This is a genomic window from Pseudomonas sp. WS 5059, assembly GCF_012985525.1.
Classification (GTDB): Bacteria; Pseudomonadota; Gammaproteobacteria; order Pseudomonadales; family Pseudomonadaceae; genus Aquipseudomonas.
This window is the reverse complement of record NZ_JAAQWO010000006.1, coordinates 133,093-155,458: the sequence shown is the minus strand read 5'-3', so window position 1 is coordinate 155,458 and position 22,366 is coordinate 133,093. Positions and strand designations below refer to the sequence as shown.

The following is a 22,366-nucleotide window of genomic DNA, read 5'->3' as shown; positions in this document are numbered from 1 at the left end:
CCGATTACCAAGCAGTCTTTGCTGGGCGATTCCAAAAAATGTGTAGCGATCAACGTACCGGTGTTCCATTGCTGGTCTGTCACAACGCGGCGGTTTTTTTGAAAGGTGCACTGTGATTAATGCAGGTGATCGGGGGCTTCGGCCTTCCTTCGCTTTCCCCGGCGGCTCCGACCGCTTTAACGCAGACTTCTAGGGTTTTTCATGACGCGCTACATATTCGTCACGGGCGGTGTTGTTTCTTCATTGGGGAAAGGCATTGCCTCCGCTTCGTTGGCGGCCATCCTGGAGGCGCGGGGACTTAAGGTCACCATGCTCAAGCTGGACCCGTACATCAACGTCGACCCGGGCACCATGAGCCCGTTCCAGCACGGTGAAGTGTTCGTCACCCACGACGGCGCCGAGACCGACCTGGACCTGGGCCACTACGAGCGGTTCATCCGCACGACCATGACCCAGAACAACAACTTCACCACCGGCCGTGTCTACGAGCACGTGCTGCGCAAGGAGCGCCGTGGTGACTACCTGGGTGCAACCATCCAGGTGATCCCGCACATCACCGACGAAATCAAGCGCCGCATCATCAAGGGTGCAGGCGATGCCGACGTGGCGATGGTCGAGATCGGTGGCACCGTGGGTGACATCGAATCCCAACCGTTCCTCGAAGCCATCCGCCAGTTGCGTTTTGAAGTCGGCGCCAAGCGCGCGATGCTGATGCACCTGACGCTGGTGCCGTACATCGCCACCGCTGGCGAGACCAAAACCAAGCCTACCCAGCACTCGGTCAAGGAACTGCGTTCCATCGGCCTGCAGCCGGATGTGCTGGTGTGCCGTTCCGATCACCCGATCGACATTTCCTCGCGTCGCAAGATCGCCCAGTTCACCAACGTTGAAGAACGTGCGGTGATTGCCCTGGAAGACGCCGACACCATCTACAAGATCCCGGGCATTCTGCATTCCCAGGGCCTGGATGATTTTGTGGTCGAGCGTTTCGGCCTGCAGTGCAATGGCGCGGACCTGTCCGAGTGGGAAGCGGTGGTTGACGCCAAGCTCAATCCTGAGCACGAAGTCACCATCGCCATGGTCGGCAAGTACATGGAGCTGCTGGACGCGTACAAGTCGTTGATCGAAGCGATGAGTCACGCCGGTATCAGCAACCGTACCAAGGTCAACCTGCGTTACATCGACTCCGAAGACATCGAAAACCAGGGCACCGCGCTGCTCGAAGGCGTCGATGCGATCCTCGTGCCAGGCGGTTTCGGCCTGCGTGGCGTGGAAGGCAAGATCACTGCGGTACAGTACGCTCGTGAGAACAAGGTGCCGTACCTGGGTATCTGCCTGGGCATGCAAGTGGCCGTTATCGAGTTCGCTCGTAACGTGCTGGGCTGGAAAGACGCCAACTCCACCGAGTTCGATCACACCAGCGGCCACCCGGTCGTGGGCCTGATCACCGAGTGGGAAGATGCCACTGGCGCTGTCGAAACCCGTACCGAAAGTTCCGACCTGGGCGGCACCATGCGCCTTGGCGCACAGGATTGCCTGTTGGAGTCCGGCTCGCTGGTACACGACTGCTACGGCAAGGACGTGATCGTCGAGCGTCACCGTCATCGTTACGAAGTGAACAACAACCTGCTGCCGCAGATCAAAGAAGCCGGCCTGAAAGTCTCCGGTCGCTCCGGTGATGGCAAGCTGGTTGAAGTGGTTGAAGCCCCGGATCATCCCTGGTTCGTCGCTTGCCAGTTCCACCCTGAGTTCACCTCGACTCCGCGCGACGGTCACCCGTTGTTCAGCGGTTTCGTCAAGGCTGCACTGACGCAACATCAGAAGAAGGCGTAAACCTGATGGCCCAGAAGATCATTCGCGTAGGCGATATCGAAATTGCCAACGACAAGCCCATGGTGCTGTTTGGCGGCATGAACGTGCTGGAAAGCCGTGACATGGCGATGCAGGTCTGTGAAGAGTACGTAAAGGTTACCGAGAAACTGGGTATCCCTTATGTGTTCAAGGCCAGCTTCGACAAGGCCAACCGTTCGTCCGTGACCTCCTATCGCGGCCCGGGCCTTGAAGAAGGCATGCGGATCTTCCAGGACATCAAGCAAGCCTTCGGCGTGCCGATCATCACCGACGTCCACGAGCCCGAGCAGGCTGCAGTGGTCGCCGAGGTATGCGACATCATCCAGTTGCCGGCCTTCCTGTCGCGCCAGACCGACCTGGTCGTCGCGATGGCCAAGACCGGCGCTGTGATCAATATCAAGAAAGCCCAGTTCCTCGCGCCCCAGGAAATGAAACACATCCTGAACAAGTGCGTGGAAGCGGGTAATGACCAGTTGATCCTCTGCGAGCGTGGTTCGAGCTTCGGCTACAACAACCTCGTGGTGGATATGCTCGGTTTCGGCATCATGAAACAGTTCGAATACCCGGTATTCTTCGACGTGACCCATGCGCTGCAAATGCCGGGTGGCCGCGCCGATTCCGCCGGTGGCCGACGTGCCCAGGTACTGGACCTGGCCAAGGCCGGTATCAGCCAGTCCCTGGCTGGCCTGTTCCTGGAAGCCCACCCGGATCCGGACAACGCCAAGTGCGACGGTCCTTGCGCCCTGCGCCTGGACAAGCTGGAGCCATTCCTGGCCCAGCTCAAGCAATTGGACGAACTGGTCAAGAGTTTTCCGACGGTAGAGACCGCGTAACCCGCGTTTCTCCGGTAAACTTTCCGCGCTTTATGCTCAGGCCCCCGGGCCTGAGTCTTGTCGTCTGCAAGCCTGCCCCGTTGTTCCACCCTTGCGGTCGGTCAAAAGATTTCCTTCAGCTGCGTCGTTTTCGTCAACTTTGGAGTGTTTACAACAATGGCAAAAATCGTCGACATCAAAGGTCGTGAAGTTCTCGACTCCCGTGGCAACCCCACCGTCGAAGCCGACGTGCTTCTCGATAACGGCATCATCGGCAGCGCCTGCGCGCCGTCCGGTGCTTCCACAGGTTCGCGCGAAGCGCTGGAACTGCGTGATGGCGACAAGAGCCGTTACCTGGGCAAGGGTGTCCTCAAGGCAGTAGCCAACATCAACGGTCCGATCCGCGACCTGTTGCTGGGCAAGGACCCGCTGGACCAGAAAGCCCTCGATCACGCGATGATCAAGCTCGATGGCACTGAAAACAAAGGCAGCCTCGGCGCCAATGCGATCCTCGCTGTATCCCTGGCTGCTGCCAAGGCCGCTGCCCAGGACCAGGACCTGCCGCTGTACGCGCACATTGCCAACCTTAACGGTACCCCAGGCGTCTACTCGATGCCGGTGCCAATGATGAACATCATCAACGGTGGCGAGCACGCAGACAACAACGTCGATATCCAGGAATTCATGGTGCAGCCAGTTGGCGCCAAGACCTTCTCCGAAGGCCTGCGCATGGGCACCGAGATCTTCCACCACCTCAAAGCTGTGCTGAAGGCCCGTGGCCTGAGCACTGCGGTGGGTGACGAAGGTGGTTTCGCACCGAACCTTGCGTCCAACGAAGATGCACTGAAAGTGATCTCCGAAGCTGTGGCCAACGCTGGCTACAAGCTGGGCACCGACGTGACCCTGGCCCTGGACTGCGCGGCCAGCGAGTTCTTTGAGGACGGCAAGTACAACCTGTCCGGCGAAGGCCAGGTGTTCAACTCCGAAGGTTTTGCTGAATACCTCAAGGGCCTGACCCAGCGCTACCCGATCATTTCGATCGAAGACGGCCTGGACGAGTCCGACTGGGACGGCTGGAAAATCCTCACCGACAAGATCGGCGAGAAAATCCAACTGGTGGGCGACGACCTGTTCGTGACCAACACCAAGATCCTGAAAGAAGGCATCGACAAGAAGATCGCCAACTCGATCCTGATCAAGTTCAACCAGATCGGCACCTTGACCGAAACCCTGGAAGCGATCCAGATGGCCAAGGCTGCGGGCTACACTGCCGTAATCTCGCACCGCTCCGGCGAAACCGAAGATTCGACCATTGCCGACCTGGCCGTGGGCACCTCGGCGGGCCAGATCAAAACCGGTTCCCTGTGCCGCTCCGACCGCGTTTCCAAGTACAACCAACTGCTGCGTATCGAAGAGCAATTGGGCGGTAAAGCGAAATACAACGGCCGTGGTGAGTTTCGCGGCTGAGTAGTTGATGGTAAAAAGACAACGGATTGTGTCGGAAAACTCGCTATAGAGTGAATTTGCGCACTAATCTGATGCCTATCAAGCACAAGCCTGGGTCTTCCAGGCTTCGTGCTATCAGTTGCTTCAAAAGTTTTGCATGGCTGTCTTTTTTCACTGGATACCCGATATTCGATGCGCAGTCCCAATTGGTTGTTCCTCGTCTTGCTCTTGCTGCTGGCTGGCCTGCAGTACCGCCTTTGGGTGGGCAATGGCAGCCTGGCGCAGGTGACCGACCTGACCCAGCAAATTGCCGCGCAGCACGCCGAGAACGAGGTGTTGCTGGAGCGCAACCGTGTGCTCGATGCCGAAGTGCTTGAGTTGAAAAAAGGCATGGAGACCGTTGAAGAGCGGGCTCGTCATGAATTGGGCATGGTCAAGGAGGGTGAAACCCTCTACCAGTTGGCCCAATGAACGCCTGTTTGCCGGCCTTCTGGGCCGTGATTCCTGCCGCGGGCGTCGGTGCCCGCATGGCCGCGGACCGTCCCAAGCAGTATCTGCAGTTGGGCGGGCGCACTATTCTCGAACACAGCCTTGGCTGTTTCCTCGACCATCCGAGCCTCAAGGGGCTGGTGGTCAGTCTGGCTGTCGATGATCCTTACTGGCCCAACCTGGCGTGTGCCGGCGACCCGCGTATCCAGCGCGCGGACGGCGGGGCGGAGCGCTCAGGCTCGGTGCTCAATGCACTGCTGCAACTCAATGCCCTGGGCGCCAGCGATGACGACTGGGTGCTGGTGCACGATGCCGCACGGCCGAACCTGAGCCGCGAGGATCTCGACACGTTGTTGGCGCAGCTGGCGGATGACCCGGTGGGCGGCTTGCTGGCCGTACCGGCCCGCGACACCCTCAAGCGTGTCGACAAGCAGGGGCGGGTGGTGGAAACCATTGATCGCAGCCTGATCTGGCAAGCCTATACCCCGCAAATGTTCCGCCTGGGGGCCTTGCACCGCGCCTTGGCCGATAGCCTGGTGGCCGACGCGGTCATCACTGACGAAGCCTCGGCCATGGAATGGTCCGGCCAGGCGCCACGCCTGGTGGAAGGGCGCGCGGACAATATCAAGGTGACCCGGCCGGAGGATCTGGAGTGGCTCAGGTTGCGGTGGGCTAATCGCCGGTAGGCTGCTGGACCGAGGTGACTTCATCGCAGGCAAGCCAGCTCCCACACCTGACCGCATTCCAACAGGGGTACGCGGTCAGGTGTGGGAGCTGGCTTGCCTGTGATGAGGCCAGGCCTGACACCCCAGATCACCCGCCATACTCCGGCCGCCCAGCCAGCCCTTCCTTCAGGTAGTCCACCAACTTGCGCACCTTCGGCGACAAATGCCGCTGCTGCGGATACAGCGCCCACACTGCAGTATTCGGCGGTTGGTGGGACTCAAGTAGTGAAACCAGCGCGCCGCTGTGCAAGTGCTCCAGCACGTAATAATCCGGCAACTGGCATAACCCCACCCCTTGCAGCGCCGCATCCAGCACCGCCTGCCCACTGTTGCAGCGCCAGTTTCCCTGCACCCTTTGGGAAAATTCGCGCCCATCCTGGGCCAATTGCCAAATATCCGAGCTGCCGACCAGGCAGTTATGCCGGCTCAATTCCGACAAGCTATGGGGGCGCCCATACCGTTCCAGGTAGGACGGCGACGCACAGAGATACATGCGCCGGGGGGCCAGGCGGCTGGCGACCATTCGCGAGTCTTGCAGGCGGCCCAGGCGAATCGCCAGGTCCAGGCCTTCATGCACCAGGTCGAGGGGGCGGTTGCTCAGCTCGATATCCACCCGCAACTGCGGATACAGCCCCATGAAGCGCGTGACCAGCGGCACGATAAAGCGTTCGCCATAAGCCACGGCGCAGGTCATGCGCAACATACCCTTGGGTTCGCTGGTCAGGTCGCCTACGGCGCGCAGGGCCTCTTCGCGCCCATCCTGCAGGCGTTGGCAATGTTGCAGGAAGGTTTGCCCGGCCTCGGTCAGCGTAACGCGCCGGGTGCTGCGATACAGCAGGCGGGTTTGCAGGCGTTCTTCCAGGCGTGCGACCTGGCGGCTGATATGGGACGAGGACACGCCCAGGCGTTCGGCAGCCGCAGTAAATTGGCTGCATTCGGCGACGGCGACGAACTCATCGATGCCTTCCCAGCGGTTTTCCAGCATGGTGATTATCCCAGTACAGCAATAATGTTTTGCTTTTGCCTGGATTATTAATCAATGGGCCGTGTTTTACACTGTTCGTCTTACTTTTAAGCCCCAGGAGAAACCCGGATGATCAAGTCACGCGCCGCTGTCGCCTTTGAAGCCAAGAAACCACTGGAGATCGTGGAAGTGGATGTGGCCATGCCCAAGGCCGGTGAAGTCCTGTTGCGCGTGGTCGCTTCCGGGGTTTGCCACACTGACGCCTACACCCTGTCGGGCGCCGATCCGGAAGGCATCTTCCCATCGATCCTGGGCCACGAAGGCGGCGCGGTGGTCGAAGCGATTGGCGAGGGTGTGACTTCGGTGGCGGTGGGCGACCACGTGATCCCGCTGTACACCCCGGAATGTGGCAAGTGCAAGTTCTGCCTGTCGGGCAAGACCAACCTGTGCCAAGCCATCCGCGCGACCCAGGGCAAAGGCCTGATGCCAGACGGTACTACGCGTTTTTCCTACAAAGGGCAGCCGATCTTCCACTACATGGGGACTTCGACTTTTTCCGAGTACACAGTGTTGCCGGAAATCTCCGTGGCCAAGATTCCCAAAGAAGCGCCGCTGGAAAAAGTCTGCCTGCTGGGCTGTGGCGTCACCACTGGTATCGGTGCCGTGATTAACACCGCCAAGGTCAAGCCGGGTGACACCGTGGCCATTTTCGGCCTGGGCGGGATTGGTTTGTCGGCCGTGATCGGTGCAGTTAAAGCCAAGGCCGGTCGTATCATCGCCATCGACATCAACCCGGCCAAGTTCGAGATCGCCAAGCAGTTGGGTGCCACCGACTGTATCAACCCGAAAGACTACGACCGGCCGATCCAGGATGTGATTGTCGATTTGACCGACGGCGGTGTGGACTTTTCCTTCGAGTGCATCGGCAATGTCCAGCTGATGCGTGCGGCCCTAGAGTGCTGCCACAAAGGCTGGGGCGAGTCGGTAATCATTGGGGTCGCCGGGGCTGGCCAGGAAATATCCACCCGTCCATTCCAACTGGTGACCGGTCGTGTCTGGCGCGGTTCGGCCTTCGGTGGCGTGCGTGGCCGCAGCGAGTTGCCAAGCTACGTGGAAATGGCCCAGACCGGCGAAATCCCGTTGGATACCTTCATCACCCACACCATGGGCCTGGAAGATATCAATAAGGCATTCGACCTGATGCATGAAGGCAAGAGCATTCGTACCGTCATCCATTTCTGAGGTCGGCCATGAGTCTGGAAAACCTGTCATGCCATAAGAGCTTCGGCGGCTGGCACAAACGCTATAAGCATCATTCCGAGGTGCTTGATTGCGATATGACCTTCGCCGTCTACCTGCCACCGCAGGCGGAGCAAGGCGGCAAGTTGCCGGTGCTGTACTGGCTGTCGGGCTTGACCTGCACCGATGAGAATTTCATGCAAAAGGCCGGCGCGCAGCGTATGGCGGCTGAGCTGGGGTTGATCATCGTCGCCCCGGACACCAGCCCCCGTGGGCCGGGTGTGCCGGGCGACCCGGACAATGCCTGGGACTTTGGCCTGGGTGCCGGGTTTTACTTGAATGCCACGCAGCAACCGTGGAGCAAGCACTATCGGATGCATGACTATGTCGTGCAGGAATTGCCGGCGTTGGTTGAAGCGCATTTCCCGGCGTCCGACAAGCGCGGCATCAGCGGGCATTCAATGGGCGGCCACGGTGCGCTGGTATGCGCCTTGCGCAATCCGGGGCGCTACCAGTCGGTGTCGGCGTTTTCGCCGATCAACAATCCGATGGATTGCCCTTGGGGGCAGAAAGCTTTTTCCCGCTACCTGGGGGAAGAGCGCTCCAAGTGGCGTGAATGGGATACCTGCGTGCTGATCAGCGAAGCCTCGGAAAAACTGCCACTGCTGGTGGACCAGGGTGATCGCGACGACTTCCTCGCCACTCAACTCAAGCCCGAAGCCTTGCAACAAGCCGCCAAGGCCGCCGGCCATCCGCTGGAGCTGCGCCTGCAACCGGGCTACGACCACAGCTACTTCTTTATCGCCAGCTTCATCGATGACCACTTGCGTCATCATGGACGTGCTTTGCTCGGTTAATGTCTGGCAAAAGTAGGTAGAATCACGCCCTGAATTAACTCGGGGCGTTTTTTTATGCGTATTGGCCACGGCTATGATGTGCACCGTTTCGCCGAAGGCGACTTCATCACCCTGGGCGGCGTGCGCATTGCGCACCACCATGGGTTGCTGGCTCATTCCGACGGCGACGTTGTGCTGCATGCCTTGAGCGATGCCTTGCTCGGCGCGGCTGCATTGGGAGATATCGGCAAACACTTTCCGGACACCGATCCCACTTTCAAGGGCGCGGACAGTCGCGTGCTGCTGCGGCATGTGGTCGGCCTGATCCATGCCAAGGGCTGGAAGGTCGGCAACGTCGATAACACCATCGTTGCCCAGGCACCCAAAATGGCCCCGCATATCGAATCGATGCGCGCAGTGATTGCCGCCGATCTGCAAATAGAACTGGATCAAGTCAACGTGAAAGCCACCACCACCGAAAAACTCGGGTTTACCGGTCGTGAAGAGGGCATTGCGGTGCACTCTGTCGCCTTGTTGCTGCGCGCATGAACGAACTGCAACTGTTGGGCCCGCGGGCCTATGGCGAGGCGCTGGGCAGCGCGGTGCTCAAGGCGACTGCCGAAGATTTCCAAGTGGATGAAGTGCTGGATATCCCGCTGACCGGCGAGGGTGAGCACCTGTGGTTGTGGGTGGAAAAGCGCGGCCTGAACACTGAAGAGGCTGCGCGACGTATTGCCAAGGCTGCCGGCGTGCCCTTGCGCACGGTGAGCTATGCCGGCCTCAAGGATCGCCAGGCGCTGACGCGCCAGTGGTTCAGCGTGCAACTGCCGGGCAAGGCCGACCCAGACCTGAGTGCGGCGGAAAACGACACCCTGAAAATCCTCAAGGCCGCCCGTCATAAACGCAAGTTGCAGCGTGGCGCCCATGCGGCCAACGGTTTTACCCTGCGCCTGACCCAACTGGCCGGCGACCACGGCGCGATTGATGCGCGCCTGCAATTGATCGCCAAGCACGGTATCCCCAACTATTTCGGCGCCCAGCGTTTTGGCCATGATGGCGGTAACGTCGTCGATGCCCGCGACTGGGCGGCCCGCAAGGTGTTGCCGGAACAGCGCAACGTACGTTCGCGCCTGCTATCGACCGCGCGCAGCTTTGTGTTCAATAAGGTGTTGGCGGCGCGGGTTGCCGATGGATCATGGCAGCGCGCCCAGGTCGGTGACCTGCTGGCGTTCACCGACAGCCGCAGCTTTTTCCCGGCGGGGGAGGCGGAGTGCAGCGATCCGCGCCTGGCCATCCTCGACCTGCATCCCACCGGCCCACAGTGGGGTGAAGGCGATTCGCCCGCCGCTGGCGCAACCCATGAGCTGGAGCAAGCTGTCGCCGCGAGCGAGGCGCACCTGTGCGAGTGGCTGGCCAAAGCCGGCATGAGCCAGGAACGGCGCATTCTGCGACTGCCCATTGGCGGGTTGACGTGGCATTATCCCGAGACTGACATTCTGCAATTGGAATTCGTCCTGCCGGCCGGATGCTTCGCCACTGTCTTGGTGCGCGAGCTTGTTGATCTGGTGCCGGTGGGGCAGACGGACAGCCCATGCGTATTCTGATATCTAACGACGACGGGGTCACCGCACCCGGCCTTGCCGCGCTTCATGCTGCGCTGGCAGATTATGCCGAGTGCGTGGTGGTTGCCCCGGACCAGGACAAAAGTGGCGCCAGCAGTTCGCTGACGCTCGACCGTCCCTTGCACCCGCAGACCCTGGCCAACGGCTTTATCAGCGTTAATGGCACGCCGACCGATTGCGTGCACCTGGCCATCAACAGCTTGCTGGCCGATGAGCCGGACCTGGTGGTTTCCGGGATCAACCTGGGCGCCAACCTGGGCGATGACGTGCTGTATTCCGGCACCGTGGCGGCGGCCCTGGAAGGGCGCTTCCTGGGGCGGACGGCCTTTGCCTTTTCGCTGGCGTCGCGGCAGGTGGATAACCTGGCGACCGCCGCTTATTTTGCGCGCAAGCTGGTTGAGGCCCACGGCACCCTGGTGCTGCCACCGCGTACGGTGCTCAACGTCAATATTCCCAATCTGCCCCTGGACCATATTCGCGGCATCCAATTGACCCGCCTGGGCCACCGCGCCCGCGCTGCGGCACCGCTGAAAGTGGTGGATCCCCGTGGCAGGGAAGGCTACTGGATTGCCGCAGCGGGCGACGCCGAGGATGGCGGGCCGGGCACGGACTTTCATGCGGTGATGCAAGGTTATGTTTCGATTACCCCGCTGCAACTCGATCGCACCTTCAATGATGCCTTCGGTGGTCTCGATCCCTGGCTGGAGGGGCTGCGCTGATGGCTCGTGAACAGGACGACCTGTTGCGCCGGGGCATCGGCATGACCTCCCAACGCACCCGTGAACGTTTGATCCAGCGACTCTATGAAGAGGGACTGTCCAACGCCCAGGTGCTGGAAGTCATCCGCCGTACCCCGCGCCATCTGTTTGTCGATGAGGCCCTGGCCCATCGCGCCTACGAAGACACCGCGCTACCGATTGGCCACAACCAAACCATCTCCCAGCCCTATATGGTGGCGCGGATGAGTGAGCTGTTGTTGGCGGCGGGTCCCTTGGACAAAGTGCTGGAGATTGGCACCGGCTCCGGCTACCAGACTGCCGTGCTCTCGCAACTCGTGGAGCGGGTGTTTTCCGTCGAGCGGATCAAGGTCCTGCAGGACCGGGCCAAGGAGCGCCTGGTGGAGCTGAACCTGCGCAACGTAGTGTTTCGTTGGGGTGATGGCTGGGAAGGCTGGCCGGCCTTGGCGCCCTACAACGGCATCATCGTGACTGCGGTGGCCACCGATGTACCTCAGGCACTTCTGGACCAATTGGCTCCGGGCGGGCGCCTGGTGATTCCGGTGGGATCGGGCGAAGTGCAACAGTTGATGTTGATCGTGCGCGAAGAAGAGGGTTTTTCCCGGCATGTCCTGGGGGCAGTGCGTTTCGTTCCGTTACTTAATGGGCCGCTGGCCTGAACAATTGTCACGGTGTAGTGAATTCTATTGCTGGGTATGTGTCTTACAGCGGGGTTCATCGAGTCAACATCAAGTTGGGTAGTTATTAAACGAGATGAATTTTTCGTTTCTACCTTGTTGCCGGTTAAAGTCTGGCAGCCAGTTATACTTGCGACATATTTCAAGCCTGATACAGGCGTTCATGTTTCAGCCACCACAAAGGGAGCGGCGGGTGAGTCTCACAGTCATTGCGCAGCGTATGAGTAAAACTAGCTTTCAGCGACTGGTGATTGGCCTTGTCTTGAGTTCCTTGCTGGCTGCCTGCTCCAGCACAGGCAGCGGCGCGCGCGTGGTTGACCGCAATAATGCGGCACCGCAACGGCCGACGGTGACCACTGGGCAATACGTGGTGCGCAAGGGCGATACCATGTTCTCGATCGCCTTCCGTTATGGCTGGGACTACAAGGCGCTGGCCGCGCGTAACAACATTCCTGTGCCTTATACGATACATCCGGGGCAAACCATCCGTTTCGATGGGCGCACGGGTTCGGCGCCCACGGCAGTTGTGACAAAATCCGGTTCATCGGCCTCTTCTTCCAGCAAGACGACGGTCTTCACCCGGCCTGCAGGCACCGTTGCGCCTAAGGTTGCGAGCAAGCCGGCACCCGCGCCGTTGCCACCTGCGGGACCGGCACCGACCGGTTGGGGATGGCCCTCAAATGGCATTCTTATTGGAAAATTCTCTTCAAACGGTAGTTTGAATAAAGGCATTGATATCGCCGGAGATTTGGGACAGCCTGTTTTAGCTGCGTCTGATGGGACTGTTGTATACGCCGGGAGTGGTCTACGGGGCTACGGCGAATTAGTCATCATCAAACACAGCGATACCTACGTCAGTGCCTACGGTCATAACCGCAGGTTGTTGGTTCGGGAGGGGCAGCAGGTCAAAGTCGGACAGACAATTGCCGAAATGGGGTCGACTGGTACAGACCGGGTGAAACTGCACTTTGAGATTCGCCGCCAAGGTAAACCTGTAGATCCACTGCAATTCCTACCCCGGCGTTGATGTGTTGTCAGCCTGTTCCCTCACGTAGAAGGAGCAGGCTCCAGCGTTGCCAAGGATAAAGGCGTCGCTTGAGCTTGAGGTCGAACTCACCAAAGGACTATAACAATGGCTCTCAGTAAAGAAGCGCCGGAGTTTGACATCGACGATGAGGTTCTCCTTATGGAGACCGGCATCGGTACGGAATCGATGTCGAATGAGGGACCCGCTGTACCTTCAGTTCGTACCAAGTCCAAAAACTCCACAGCGTTAAAACAGCATAAGTATATTGATTACACCCGGGCGCTCGATGCGACCCAGTTGTACCTCAATGAAATCGGCTTTTCCCCCTTGCTCACTCCCGAAGAAGAAGTCCATTTTGCGCGACTGTCGCAAAAGGGAGATCCGGCTGGGCGCAAGCGCATGATTGAAAGCAACCTGCGCCTGGTGGTGAAAATCGCCCGACGCTACGTTAATCGTGGGCTTTCCCTGTTGGACCTGATCGAAGAGGGCAACCTCGGCTTGATCCGGGCGGTAGAGAAGTTTGACCCCGAGCGGGGTTTTCGCTTCTCGACCTACGCGACGTGGTGGATTCGCCAGACCATTGAGCGCGCAATCATGAATCAGACCCGGACTATCCGGTTGCCGATTCATGTCGTCAAGGAGCTTAACGTGTACCTGCGGGCGGCACGCGAGCTTACCCAGAAACTTGATCATGAACCTTCGCCTGAAGAGATCGCCAACCTGCTGGAAAAACCAGTGGGGGAGGTCAAGCGCATGCTCGGGCTTAACGAGCGTGTGTCTTCGGTCGATGTCTCGCTGGGTCCGGATTCGGATAAAACCCTGCTGGACACCCTTACGGATGACCGACCCACGGATCCGTGTGAGCTGTTGCAGGACGATGACTTGTCACAAAGTATCGATCAATGGCTTTCAGAGCTGACGGACAAGCAGCGCGAGGTGGTGATTCGCCGCTTTGGCCTGCGTGGCCATGAAAGCAGCACCCTGGAAGATGTTGGCCTGGAGATCGGCTTGACCCGTGAGCGGGTGCGGCAGATCCAGGTAGAGGGTCTTAAGCGCTTGCGGGAGATCCTGGAGAAAAATGGCTTGTCGAGTGAGTCGTTGTTTCAGTAGCGGCTTGTAAGGTAGCTATGAGAACGCCCGGTGCATGGGAATGCACCGGGCGTTTTGCGTTGTGCCAATCCCCTTGCGGGAGCCCGGCTTGCCGGCGATGGCGACCTTGAGGGCGGCCCTCGCTGGCAAGGTCAGTATCAAATCCCAGGCATAAAAAAACCCCGCTTTTAAGGGCGGGGTTCTTTCGACTAAGTCAGTACAAGTTAGATAACTTGAACTTCTTCAGCTTGCATGCCTTTCTGACCGCGGGTAGCGATGAAAGAAACCTGTTGGCCTTCTTTCAGGCTTTTGAAGCCGTCGGATTGGATAGCTTTGAAGTGAACGAACAGGTCGTCACCGGATTGTGGAGTGATGAAGCCGAAGCCTTTTTCATCGTTGAACCACTTAACGGTACCAGTTTGGCGATTAGACATGGTGTATCTCCTTGGACAAAGTTAACTGCGACTCAGGAAAAGCCCTGGCCGAGACTGAGTGCAAAGAGCAGGAAAAATTCTTGGAGATGGTTGGATCGAAATTCAACATATCGTGTAGAGATTCTCAGTGACACAAGCAGCACAGTGGCGCCACCTTAACCCTTTTTCCGGAACGTGCCAATGGTATTTCCGAAGGTTTCTCTATTTTCGTGACTGGCGGTGCCTTTTACAGGCCTGCGGCCCTTAAATTCTGGGCCAGGGCCCGCCCCGTACGGCTGACAGTTGCCCGGCGCAACTTAATCAAGAAAAACCCCCGCGTCCTTTGAACCGCGAGGCCAGCCCCGGTAAGATGCCCAACAGAATTTTCCACCTCGCTATTCAGGACACCCGCCATGAGCATCAAATCGGACAAGTGGATTCGCCGCATGGCGCAAGAGCACGGCATGATCGAACCCTTCGTCGAGCGCCAGATGCGCGGTGAAGGCGCCGAACGCCTGATTTCATTCGGGGTTTCCAGCTACGGCTACGATGTACGTTGCGCCGATGAGTTCAAGGTCTTCACCAACATCAACTCGGCCACCGTCGATCCGAAAAACTTCGATGAAAAGAGCTTCGTCGATGTGAAGAGCGACGTGTGCATCATCCCACCAAACTCCTTCGCCCTGGCGCGCACCGTCGAGTTCTTCCGGATCCCGCGTAACGTCCTGACCATCTGCCTGGGCAAGAGCACCTACGCGCGCTGCGGCATTATCGTCAACGTGACGCCGCTTGAGCCTGAGTGGGAAGGCCACGTGACCCTGGAGTTCTCCAACACCACCACCTTGCCGGCCAAGATCTACGCCAATGAAGGCGTGGCGCAGATGCTGTTCTTCGAATCCGACGAAGAGTGCGAAGTGTCCTATAAGGACCGTGGCGGCAAGTACCAGGGCCAGCGCGGCGTCACTCTGCCACGCACCTGATAGAAACGTCTTACAGCTCAAGGGAATTTGTCAGCGGGCAGGCACTCTATTGGGTGTACTGCCTCGGCGCGTGCACAGCGCGTCGAGCCACGCTTGAGGAGTACCCTATGAAGATCGACCCGCGAATCAGCGCCGAACTTGCTCGGCTGGAACCCAATCAGATTGGTGTTCTGGCCTGGTCCCTGATGGCCGACCCCGCCGCCGGCGGCATCCCAGGCCAGCCTGACCCCGATACCCCGGAACAACCTACCGAGCCTGGCGTACCCACCCTGCCGGACGAGCCACCACCCGCGCCAGTGGCCTGACGCCTCGCCCTTTGTAGGAGCCGGCTTGCCGGCGATGCGGTCTAAGTTTTTACAGCATCGGTACCTGAGACTCCGTTATCGCCGGCAAGCCGGCTCCTACAGGTTGCCGTGCAGGAACTGTTGCAGCCGCTCGCTTTTCGGATGGCCCAGCACGTCTTCCGGCGTGCCTTCCTCCTCCACCAGGCCTTGGTGCAAGAACAGCACCTGGCTGGACACTTTGCGCGCGAAACTCATCTCGTGGGTCACCATGATCATGGTCCGCCCCTCTTCGGCCAACCCCTGGATCACCTTCAGCACTTCGCCCACCAGCTCCGGGTCCAGGGCCGATGTCGGCTCGTCGAACAGCATCACCTCCGGCTCCATCGCCAGGGCACGGGCGATGGCCACCCGTTGCTGCTGACCACCCGACAGGAACGCCGGATACTGCTCCGCCACCCGTGCGGGCAGCCCAACCTTGTCCAGATAGCGCCGGGCACGGTCCTCCGCGTCCTTCTTGCTGCAACCTAAGACCCGGCGTGGGGCCATGGTGATGTTCTCCAGCACGCTCATATGGCTCCACAGGTTGAAGTGCTGGAACACCATCGCCAGGCGGGTGCGCAGGCGTTGTAGCTCGGCTTCGTCGGCCACGCGCATGCCGTGGCGGTCGCTGACCATGCGGATCGGCTGGCCATCAAGGCTCATGGCGCCGTCATTGGGTTGTTCAAGGAAGTTGATACAACGCAGGAACGTGCTTTTGCCAGAGCCGCTGGCGCCGATCAGGCTGATCACATCCCCGCTTTTGGCCTTGAGCGAAACCCCTTTGAGCACCTCATGGTCGCCATAGCTTTTATGCAGGCCTTCAACGGTCAGTTTGTACATGGGGCGTGCATCCTCAAGGCGATAGTAAATAGCCGCTGCGATAGGGCGTAAGGCCGGCGACATGGGCAATCACCATGCCCGCCGTGGCCATGCGCCGCAGCGAGCGGGCATACATCAGGCCGGCATGGCGGCAGTGGATGGGCGTGACGTGGTCGTGAATCGGGTCGATGATCTCGGCCACCAGTTCCCCGGCCTCCAGGTATTGCCCTGGCAACGCGTGGAACACCAGCAAGCCGCCCGCCGGGGTCGCCACTGGTTCGACGGCGGCCAGCGGCGTAGCGGGGTAGGGCAAGTCGGGCAGGGGCGCAGGATCGCCGCTGATCGCGCCAAATCGGATCAGGTAGTCGATGATCGCCTGGCAATCGAGGCTGGCCAGGCCGTGATTGACATCGCCCTGGCCGCGCAACTCCAGGGTCACGGAAAAGCTGCCCAGGGGGATCTGGAAACGCTCGCCAAAACGTTGCTGCAACTGCCACCAGAGCAGGGTGAAACACTCATCGAAGGATTGTCCGCCCGAATCGGTGGCCAACAGGCTGGCTTCGGCGCCGATATAACGGGCCAGCGGCTCGACCTGCGGCCAGGCCTCGGGGGTGGTGTAAAGGTGGGCCACGGCTTCGAAGTCGCAATGCAGGTCCAGCACCATATCGGCGTCACAGGCCAGGCGTTGCAGCACCAGGCGCTGGGATTGCAGTTGTGTGGCTGGTACATGGCGGTCGAGGGCCTGGCGCAGACTGTCGCGGATCAGTGCGACGTTGCGCCTGGGATCATCCCCCAACAGGCCCTCGACCTGATTGCCGACTTCTTCGCTGAGATCGAAGAACAGGCGATTGAAGTTCTGCCCGCTCTCCAGCTCGTAGCGGCCCAGGGGCATGTCCATCAGTACTTGCTCAAGGCCCGCCGGGTTGGCCACTGGCACCAGCACGATTTCGCTGCGCAGGCGGCCGGCCGCGGCCAGTTCCGCCAGGCGCACCTTCAAGTGCCAGGCCACCAGCATGCCAGGCAGTTCGTCGGCGTGTAGCGAGGATTGGATGTAGATTTTGCCTTCGGCCTGCTCTGGCCCGAAGTGGAAACTGTGGATCTGCCGTGCCGTGCCTGGCACCGGTGCGAGAAGGGGATGAATCTGTTGCCGCATAGGGGCTCCTTAATGGCTCGGCCCGAGAAAGGCCAGCCAGCGACGCTCCGCCAGACGAAACAGACCGACCAGGGCAAAGGTCACGGTCAGGTAGATCAGCGCAGCGATACCAAACGACTGGAAAGTGAGGAAGGTGGCCGAGTTTGCGTCCCGGGCCACTTTGAGGATGTCCGGGATCGTCGCGGTAAAGGCTACCGTCGTCGAGTGCAGCATCAGGATCACTTCATTACTGTAGTACGGCAACGAGCGGCGTAGGGCCGAGGGCATGATCACGTAGGCGTACAGTTTCCAGCCGCTCAGGCCATAGGCTTTCGCCGCCTCGACCTCGCCGTGGGCCATGCTGCGGATGGCCCCGGCGAAAATCTCCGTGGTGTAGGCGCAGGTGTTGAGGGCAAATGCGAGGAGCGTGCAGTTCATTGCGTCGCGAAAAAAACCATCCAGCACCGGTTGCGCGCGAACGGCGGCGAGGCTGTAGATGCCGGTGTAGCAGATCAGTAGTTGGATATACAGCGGTGTGCCGCGAAACAGGTAGGTATAGAACTGCACCGGCCAGCGCACCCAGCGGTTTCGCGAGACGCGGGCGATGGACAGCGGGATCGACACCACGAAGCCGATGCAGATCGAGGCCGTGAGCAGCCACATCGTCATGGCCAGCCCAGTCATGTGGTTGCCATCGCTGTAGAGGAAGGGGCGCCAGTACTCCTGCAACAATTCAATCATCGCACTGCCTCCCGTGAGCCTGCGGCGTAACGGGCTTCGAGCCTGCGCAGGACGAAGTTCGACGCGCTGGTGATGGCCAGGTAGATCAAGGCCGCGACCACCAGGAAAAAGAACAGTTGGTAGGTACTTTTGCCGGCATCCTGGGCGGCCTTGACCACATCAGCCAGGCCGATGATCGACACCAGCGCCGTGGCCTTGAGCATCACCATCCAGTTATTGCCGATGCCCGGCAGGGCGAAGCGCATCATTTGCGGGAAGGTCACGTAGCGAAAGCGCTGCCCGCGCTTGAGGCCATAGGCCGTGGCGGCTTCCAACTGGCCGCGGGGCACGGCGAGGATCGCACCGCGAAAAGTCTCGGTGAAATACGCACCGTAGATAAAACCCAGGGTAATCACCCCGGCGCCGAACGGGTTGATTTCGATGTATTCCCATTCCATGTAGTCGGTGAAACTGGTCAGCCAGGTTTGCAGGCTGTAGAAAATCAGCAGCATCAGCACCAGGTCCGGCACCCCGCGAATCAAGGTGGTGTAGAGCTGCGCGGGAATGCGCAACAGCGCCAGGCTCGACAACTTGGCACTGGCGCCGAGCAGGCCCAGTACAACGCTGACCGCCAGGGACAGCACTGACAATTTGATGGTCATCCAGGTGCCTTGCAGCAACAGTGGGCCAAACCCTTGCAGGCTGAACGCGCCAAGCCCGAGGGTCTGCAACAGGTCTTCAAACATGGGGTACGCCTTTGGCCATCGAGAGTGCGCCCACCCCGCTCCGGGGTGGGCGCCGCAGCGTTACTTGCCGCTGTAGAGGTTCAGATCGCCAAAGTGTTTTTTCTGGATAGTGGCGTAGGTGCCATCATCGTGTAACGCTTTGATACCTTTATCCAAGAGAGCTTTCAGCTCTTTGTTACCTTTTGCGATGCCCACGGCTGTCTTGGACGGCAGCATTTCGCTGTCCACCGGCTTGCTGACTTCGTAATCGGCACCTTGTGGCGATTTCAAAAAGCCCAGTTCGGCCTGCAGCATGTCCTGGATCGAGGCATCGAGGCGGCCCGAGGTCAGGTCGGCGTACACCTGGTCCTGGTTCTGGTAGGCCTGGGTTTTGATCCCGGCTTTGTCCAGCACGGCCTTGGCGTAGGCTTCCTGGATGGTGCCTTGTTCATACCCGACCGTCTTGCCCTTGAGGGACGCGATGTCTTCGCTCAGGCCGGAGCCTTTCTTGAACACGTAGGAAGTGGGGCCGGAAAACAGCTCGCTGGAGAAGTCGATGACCTTCTCGCGGGCCGGGGTCACGGTCATGGACGAAATCACACCGTCGAACTTCTTGGCCTTGAGGCCGGGGATCATGCCGTCAAAGTCACTTTCTACCCACTTGCAGGTGACCTTCAGCTCCGCACAAATGGCATTGCCCAGGTCGATATCGAAGCCCACCAGGCTGCCGTCGGCGGCCTTGGATTCAAACGGCGCGTAGGAAGGGTCCACACCAAAACGCAATTCTTTGTATTCCTTGGCCAAGGCGGTACCGGCGGCCATGCACAGCGCGAGTGCAGAAAGGGTCAGCAATGCTTTTTTCATTATGTAATCCCTGGAAACCAAGATAAGCGCTTGTGGCGCGATTAGGACTGTTACTGAACGGTGTCAGACGTATCGCAAGTAGCAATTTCTGCACCATAGTTCTGAATAGTCTTTTTAATTGGTGGGATTACACGAGGGGCGACGTGAGGCGCGCCCGATATCGGGCGCTACAGATCTTGCGCACCATTGCAGTGCGGGCCGCTCACGAACTGTAGGCGCTGGCAAGCCAGCGCCTACATGGGGTTATTTCCCTGGGACCAGGGTCAATCGGGTCTTGCCATACACCTTGTCAAAGTTCTGCGGCTGCATCGGGAAGCTCAGGTACTGCGCCTTGAGCCACGGATCGATGCCGTTGGCATAGTACGGGCTGGCAGGGTTGCCGGATTGGCCGATCCCGCCCTGGCCCATCATCGGTTCCACCTGGCCAAAATCCACGATCATGCGCAGGGCCTGGACCTGGGTGGTGGCGAAATCCTGCCCCCAGTTGTAGGGCGCAGCGTTCAACGTGGTGTGATCGCCACCTGCTGCCAATGGGCCGCGAATCGTCTGGCCGCTGGTGTTTTTCCAGGTGTAGCTGTGCAGTTTGCCCCACTGCCAGGCCTTGTGATCGGCGCCCAACTGGCTGTCGCCGGCGCTGATCGCGGCGGCCAGGCTGCGGGCGAGAATCGCCGGTTTGTCTTCTTTGCCAGGGGTACGCAGGTCATCCCAGAACGGGCTGTCTTCACGCCCCAGCAGATGGTCGGCCTGGGCCGCGTAGGACAGGTTGGCGTTGCTGACAAAGGCTTTCCAGGTGGCGCTGGACTCCGGGCCCAGTTCGTCGAGGAAAATCTGCCTGGCGCTTTCCTGCAGGAACAGTTGGTAGATCGCCGCGTCGGCCGAGGTGGCCGCCAGCCGCCCGTCGAACGCCATCAGACGGCCCAAAGCCTCCTGGGCCTTGGAACGTTCGGCGGCCGGCAGGGCATCGATCGCCTGTTTCAGAGGCTGGGCCATGCCCGGTGCCTGGAACATGCTTTTAAGTTTGGCGGCGAACAGCGTGGTCTGGTCGTACTGCATGGCAATCACGCTACGGCTGTCGTGCTTGCCGTTGCCGGCCAGCTGCGCCAGGCGCTCGCTGCGCTCCGGCGCGGCCCAGGAGTTGGACAGTTGCATGCCATAGCCATGGGGCACGCTGCGCTGGTTGGCCGTGCCGACCCAACCCTGTGGCGGGTCCTGGTCATAGGGGTGCAACATCGCATCGGCATAGCCGTCCCAGTCAAAGCGCCCGTCCCAACCTGGGGATGGCAACAGGCCTTCACCTTCGCGACGGTTGGGGAAGCGCCCGGTGACCTGCCAGCCGATATTGCTGGCGTCGGCAAACACCATGTTCAGCGGGATCGCACGAATCTCCCGGCTGGCGTCCGAGGCTTTTTCCACGTTCTGCGCCCGGGACAGGTCGAAAAACGCATCCAGGCTCTTGTCGTCCTTGAAGTCGGCGGTTTGCAGGGCCAGGCCGTAGCCGCTGGTCAGCGACTGGGCGCTGTTGAGCAGCGGGCCGTGGCGGGTTTCGTACACCGCCTCGCGAATTGGCCGCTGGCCCTTGGCGAAGAAGGTTTCGTTACGCACGATGGCCGGTAGCCATTTGCCGTTGTGCTCGTAGTACAGCGCGCTGCCCTGGCGCTTGACCTTCTCCAGGAACAGGTCCTGGGTATCGCCGGACACCTGGCTCATGCTCCAGGCCACTTTGCCGTTGAAACCTGACAGCAGCGTAGGAATCCCGGCAATCGACACCCCGACAGCCTGGTATTTCGGCGCGCGGATTTGTACGAAATTCCACAGGGAGGGTGCCTGCATCGGCGTCGACAGATCGTTCGCCAGCAGGCTGCGGCCACTGCGGCTGCGTTGCGGGGCGATGGCCCAGTTGCTGGAGGTGGAAACCCCAAGGGTGTTGAGGCTGGCCAGGTGCTCGTTGAGGCTGGTGAGCGCGGCAACGCCGGGAATCTGCCCTAGATTGATGCCCTTGAGCTTGTCGGACTCTGCCGTAGGCAGCGGTTCGTCCGGGTAGCTTGGGGTCAGCCAGGCGAGTTTGTCGGCGCCGACTTTTTGCGCCAGTACCAGGGCGGACAACTCTTCCTGCAAGTTGGCCGACTCGCTGAAATTGAGCAGGCAGAACAGCAGCGCCGAATCTTCCGGTTTCCAGTATTCGGGCTTGTAGCCGGTCTGGGTCAGGTCCGTCGGCAGTTTGTCGCGGTAGCGGAACAGGTAGGCGTTGACCCCGCGGGCATACACTTCAAAGAAGCGCTTGAGACGCGGCGAGGAGGCGTTGTACAGCTCGCTGGCGCTTTTCTTCAGGTTGACGGCGCGCATGAAGCGGTCGACATCCAGCACGTCCGGCCCGGACATCTCTGCCAGGCGGCCCTGGGCCAGCAGCCGTAGGGTGACCATCTGGTTGATCCGGTCGCTGGCGTGCACGTAACCGAGAGCGAACAGCGCGTCGTGGAAGGTATTGCTTTCAATCAGCGGCATGCCCTGGCTGTTGCGCCGCACGGAAACATTCTGCGCCAGGCCCTTGAGCGGCTGCACGCCGGAAACGGGGGGCAGGGTGTCCTGGCTGTTCAGTGACTGGCAACCGGCCAGGCCCAAGGCACTGGCCACTGCCGCGGCAACGCCGAACCGGGGAAGAAAACGTGAGAGGGCTGGCGAGGCCATGGCAAAGCTCCTGCGGGGGGTAGCGTCAGTAAAGGCGCTACGTTAGTGAGCGCGGCGAACCGACGCAAGCGGGAGGCGATGCTAATTTTTTCAAACACTCACAAAGCCTTGTAGGAACCGGCTTGCCGGCGAAAAACTGCCAGGCGCCACGCTTATCCAGGCACCCGGCGTTTTCGTTGACGATCTTCGCC

At 60.2% G+C, this 22,366-nt stretch carries 23 protein-coding genes; 15 read left to right on the top strand and 8 right to left on the bottom strand.

The window, feature by feature from the left end; translation table 11 throughout:
• Positions 1 to 201 precede the first annotated feature (201 nt).
• The 5 genes from HBO12_RS18760 (at position 202) to ispD (ending at position 5,284) form a co-directional block, all read left to right on the top strand.
• Positions 202 to 1,833, top strand: a complete 1,632-nt coding sequence (locus tag HBO12_RS18760) for a CTP synthase (protein WP_169955463.1) — start codon at positions 202 to 204, stop codon at positions 1,831 to 1,833.
• Between the two features lie 5 nt (positions 1,834 to 1,838).
• Positions 1,839 to 2,684: a 3-deoxy-8-phosphooctulonate synthase gene (kdsA, locus tag HBO12_RS18755; protein WP_010212442.1), complete on the top strand. Its 846-nt coding sequence runs from the start codon at positions 1,839 to 1,841 to the stop codon at positions 2,682 to 2,684.
• A 156-nt stretch (positions 2,685 to 2,840) separates the two neighbouring features.
• Positions 2,841 to 4,130, top strand: coding sequence for a phosphopyruvate hydratase (gene eno / locus HBO12_RS18750; protein ID WP_169955464.1), 1,290 nt, complete (start codon positions 2,841 to 2,843; stop codon positions 4,128 to 4,130).
• Positions 4,131 to 4,301: 171 nt separating this feature from the next.
• Entirely contained in the window at positions 4,302 to 4,580 is a 279-nt protein-coding gene (gene ftsB, locus HBO12_RS18745) for a cell division protein FtsB (RefSeq protein WP_029297251.1), read from the top strand.
• A complete protein-coding gene (ispD, locus tag HBO12_RS18740; RefSeq protein WP_169955465.1) occupies positions 4,577 to 5,284 on the top strand; it encodes a 2-C-methyl-D-erythritol 4-phosphate cytidylyltransferase in 708 nt (235 codons plus the stop codon). The genes ftsB and ispD overlap by 4 nt, the downstream gene beginning before the upstream one ends.
• Before the next feature lie 127 nt (positions 5,285 to 5,411).
• Here ispD and HBO12_RS18735 read toward each other — a convergent pair whose 3' ends face one another.
• The gene (locus HBO12_RS18735; RefSeq protein ID WP_169955466.1) at positions 5,412 to 6,308 is read right to left on the bottom strand and encodes a LysR substrate-binding domain-containing protein; all 897 of its coding nucleotides are present in this window, start codon (positions 6,306 to 6,308) and stop codon (positions 5,412 to 5,414) included.
• A 108-nt stretch (positions 6,309 to 6,416) separates the two neighbouring features.
• Here HBO12_RS18735 and HBO12_RS18730 point away from each other — a divergent pair, with 108 nt between their 5' ends.
• The 8 genes from HBO12_RS18730 (at position 6,417) to rpoS (ending at position 13,535) form a co-directional block, all read left to right on the top strand.
• On the top strand, positions 6,417 to 7,529 hold the full coding sequence (locus HBO12_RS18730) for an S-(hydroxymethyl)glutathione dehydrogenase/class III alcohol dehydrogenase (protein WP_169955467.1): 1,113 nt from the start codon (positions 6,417 to 6,419) through the stop codon (positions 7,527 to 7,529).
• An 8-nt stretch (positions 7,530 to 7,537) separates the two neighbouring features.
• On the top strand, positions 7,538 to 8,383 hold the full coding sequence (fghA, locus tag HBO12_RS18725) for an S-formylglutathione hydrolase (RefSeq protein WP_170042919.1): 846 nt from the start codon (positions 7,538 to 7,540) through the stop codon (positions 8,381 to 8,383).
• Between the two features lie 54 nt (positions 8,384 to 8,437).
• Entirely contained in the window at positions 8,438 to 8,911 is a 474-nt protein-coding gene (gene ispF / locus HBO12_RS18720) for a 2-C-methyl-D-erythritol 2,4-cyclodiphosphate synthase (protein WP_029297241.1), read from the top strand.
• Positions 8,908 to 9,966 carry a tRNA pseudouridine(13) synthase TruD gene (gene truD / locus HBO12_RS18715; protein WP_170042918.1) on the top strand — a complete coding sequence of 353 codons (1,059 nt, stop codon included), beginning with the start codon at positions 8,908 to 8,910 and terminating at the stop codon, positions 9,964 to 9,966. Before ispF ends, truD begins: the two co-directional genes overlap by 4 nt.
• Positions 9,954 to 10,703, top strand: a complete 750-nt coding sequence (gene surE, locus HBO12_RS18710; protein ID WP_029297237.1) for a 5'/3'-nucleotidase SurE — start codon at positions 9,954 to 9,956, stop codon at positions 10,701 to 10,703. The genes truD and surE overlap by 13 nt, the downstream gene beginning before the upstream one ends.
• A gap of 41 nt (positions 10,704 to 10,744) precedes the next feature.
• A complete protein-coding gene (locus HBO12_RS18705; RefSeq protein WP_169865481.1) occupies positions 10,745 to 11,380 on the top strand; it encodes a protein-L-isoaspartate(D-aspartate) O-methyltransferase in 636 nt (211 codons plus the stop codon).
• 211 nt (positions 11,381 to 11,591) lie between these two features.
• Positions 11,592 to 12,425 (top strand): peptidoglycan DD-metalloendopeptidase family protein, encoded by an 834-nt coding sequence (locus tag HBO12_RS18700; protein ID WP_169955470.1) that lies wholly within the window; start codon positions 11,592 to 11,594, stop codon positions 12,423 to 12,425.
• A 105-nt stretch (positions 12,426 to 12,530) separates the two neighbouring features.
• Positions 12,531 to 13,535: an RNA polymerase sigma factor RpoS gene (rpoS, locus tag HBO12_RS18695; RefSeq protein WP_038446486.1), complete on the top strand. Its 1,005-nt coding sequence runs from the start codon at positions 12,531 to 12,533 to the stop codon at positions 13,533 to 13,535.
• Positions 13,536 to 13,738: 203 nt separating this feature from the next.
• Here rpoS and HBO12_RS18690 read toward each other — a convergent pair whose 3' ends face one another.
• Complete coding sequence (locus HBO12_RS18690) at positions 13,739 to 13,948, bottom strand: cold-shock protein (protein ID WP_002554837.1); 210 nt, start codon at positions 13,946 to 13,948, stop codon at positions 13,739 to 13,741.
• A 392-nt stretch (positions 13,949 to 14,340) separates the two neighbouring features.
• Between HBO12_RS18690 and dcd the strand changes: the two genes are divergently transcribed.
• Together dcd and HBO12_RS18680 are read left to right on the top strand one after the other, a co-directional pair.
• Positions 14,341 to 14,907 carry a dCTP deaminase gene (dcd, locus tag HBO12_RS18685; protein WP_003219273.1) on the top strand — a complete coding sequence of 189 codons (567 nt, stop codon included), beginning with the start codon at positions 14,341 to 14,343 and terminating at the stop codon, positions 14,905 to 14,907.
• Positions 14,908 to 15,014: 107 nt separating this feature from the next.
• Positions 15,015 to 15,212, top strand: a complete 198-nt coding sequence (locus tag HBO12_RS18680) for a hypothetical protein (RefSeq protein ID WP_029297182.1) — start codon at positions 15,015 to 15,017, stop codon at positions 15,210 to 15,212.
• A 96-nt stretch (positions 15,213 to 15,308) separates the two neighbouring features.
• On the opposite strand, the gene HBO12_RS18675 is transcribed toward HBO12_RS18680, so the two are convergent.
• From HBO12_RS18675 to HBO12_RS18650, 6 genes are all read right to left on the bottom strand, one after another.
• Positions 15,309 to 16,070, bottom strand: coding sequence for an ABC transporter ATP-binding protein (locus tag HBO12_RS18675; RefSeq protein WP_169955471.1), 762 nt, complete (start codon positions 16,068 to 16,070; stop codon positions 15,309 to 15,311).
• A 13-nt stretch (positions 16,071 to 16,083) separates the two neighbouring features.
• Positions 16,084 to 17,202: a succinylglutamate desuccinylase/aspartoacylase family protein gene (locus HBO12_RS18670; RefSeq protein WP_170042917.1), complete on the bottom strand. Its 1,119-nt coding sequence runs from the start codon at positions 17,200 to 17,202 to the stop codon at positions 16,084 to 16,086.
• 9 nt (positions 17,203 to 17,211) lie between these two features.
• A complete protein-coding gene (locus HBO12_RS18665; protein ID WP_169955473.1) occupies positions 17,212 to 17,922 on the bottom strand; it encodes an ABC transporter permease in 711 nt (236 codons plus the stop codon).
• Positions 17,919 to 18,647, bottom strand: a complete 729-nt coding sequence (locus tag HBO12_RS18660; protein WP_169955474.1) for an ABC transporter permease — start codon at positions 18,645 to 18,647, stop codon at positions 17,919 to 17,921. Before HBO12_RS18660 ends, HBO12_RS18665 begins: the two co-directional genes overlap by 4 nt.
• 60 nt (positions 18,648 to 18,707) lie before the next feature.
• Positions 18,708 to 19,490, bottom strand: a complete 783-nt coding sequence (locus HBO12_RS18655) for a transporter substrate-binding domain-containing protein (protein ID WP_169955475.1) — start codon at positions 19,488 to 19,490, stop codon at positions 18,708 to 18,710.
• A 243-nt stretch (positions 19,491 to 19,733) separates the two neighbouring features.
• Positions 19,734 to 22,175 carry a penicillin acylase family protein gene (locus tag HBO12_RS18650; protein WP_170042916.1) on the bottom strand — a complete coding sequence of 814 codons (2,442 nt, stop codon included), beginning with the start codon at positions 22,173 to 22,175 and terminating at the stop codon, positions 19,734 to 19,736.
• Positions 22,176 to 22,366: the final 191 nt, after the last annotated feature.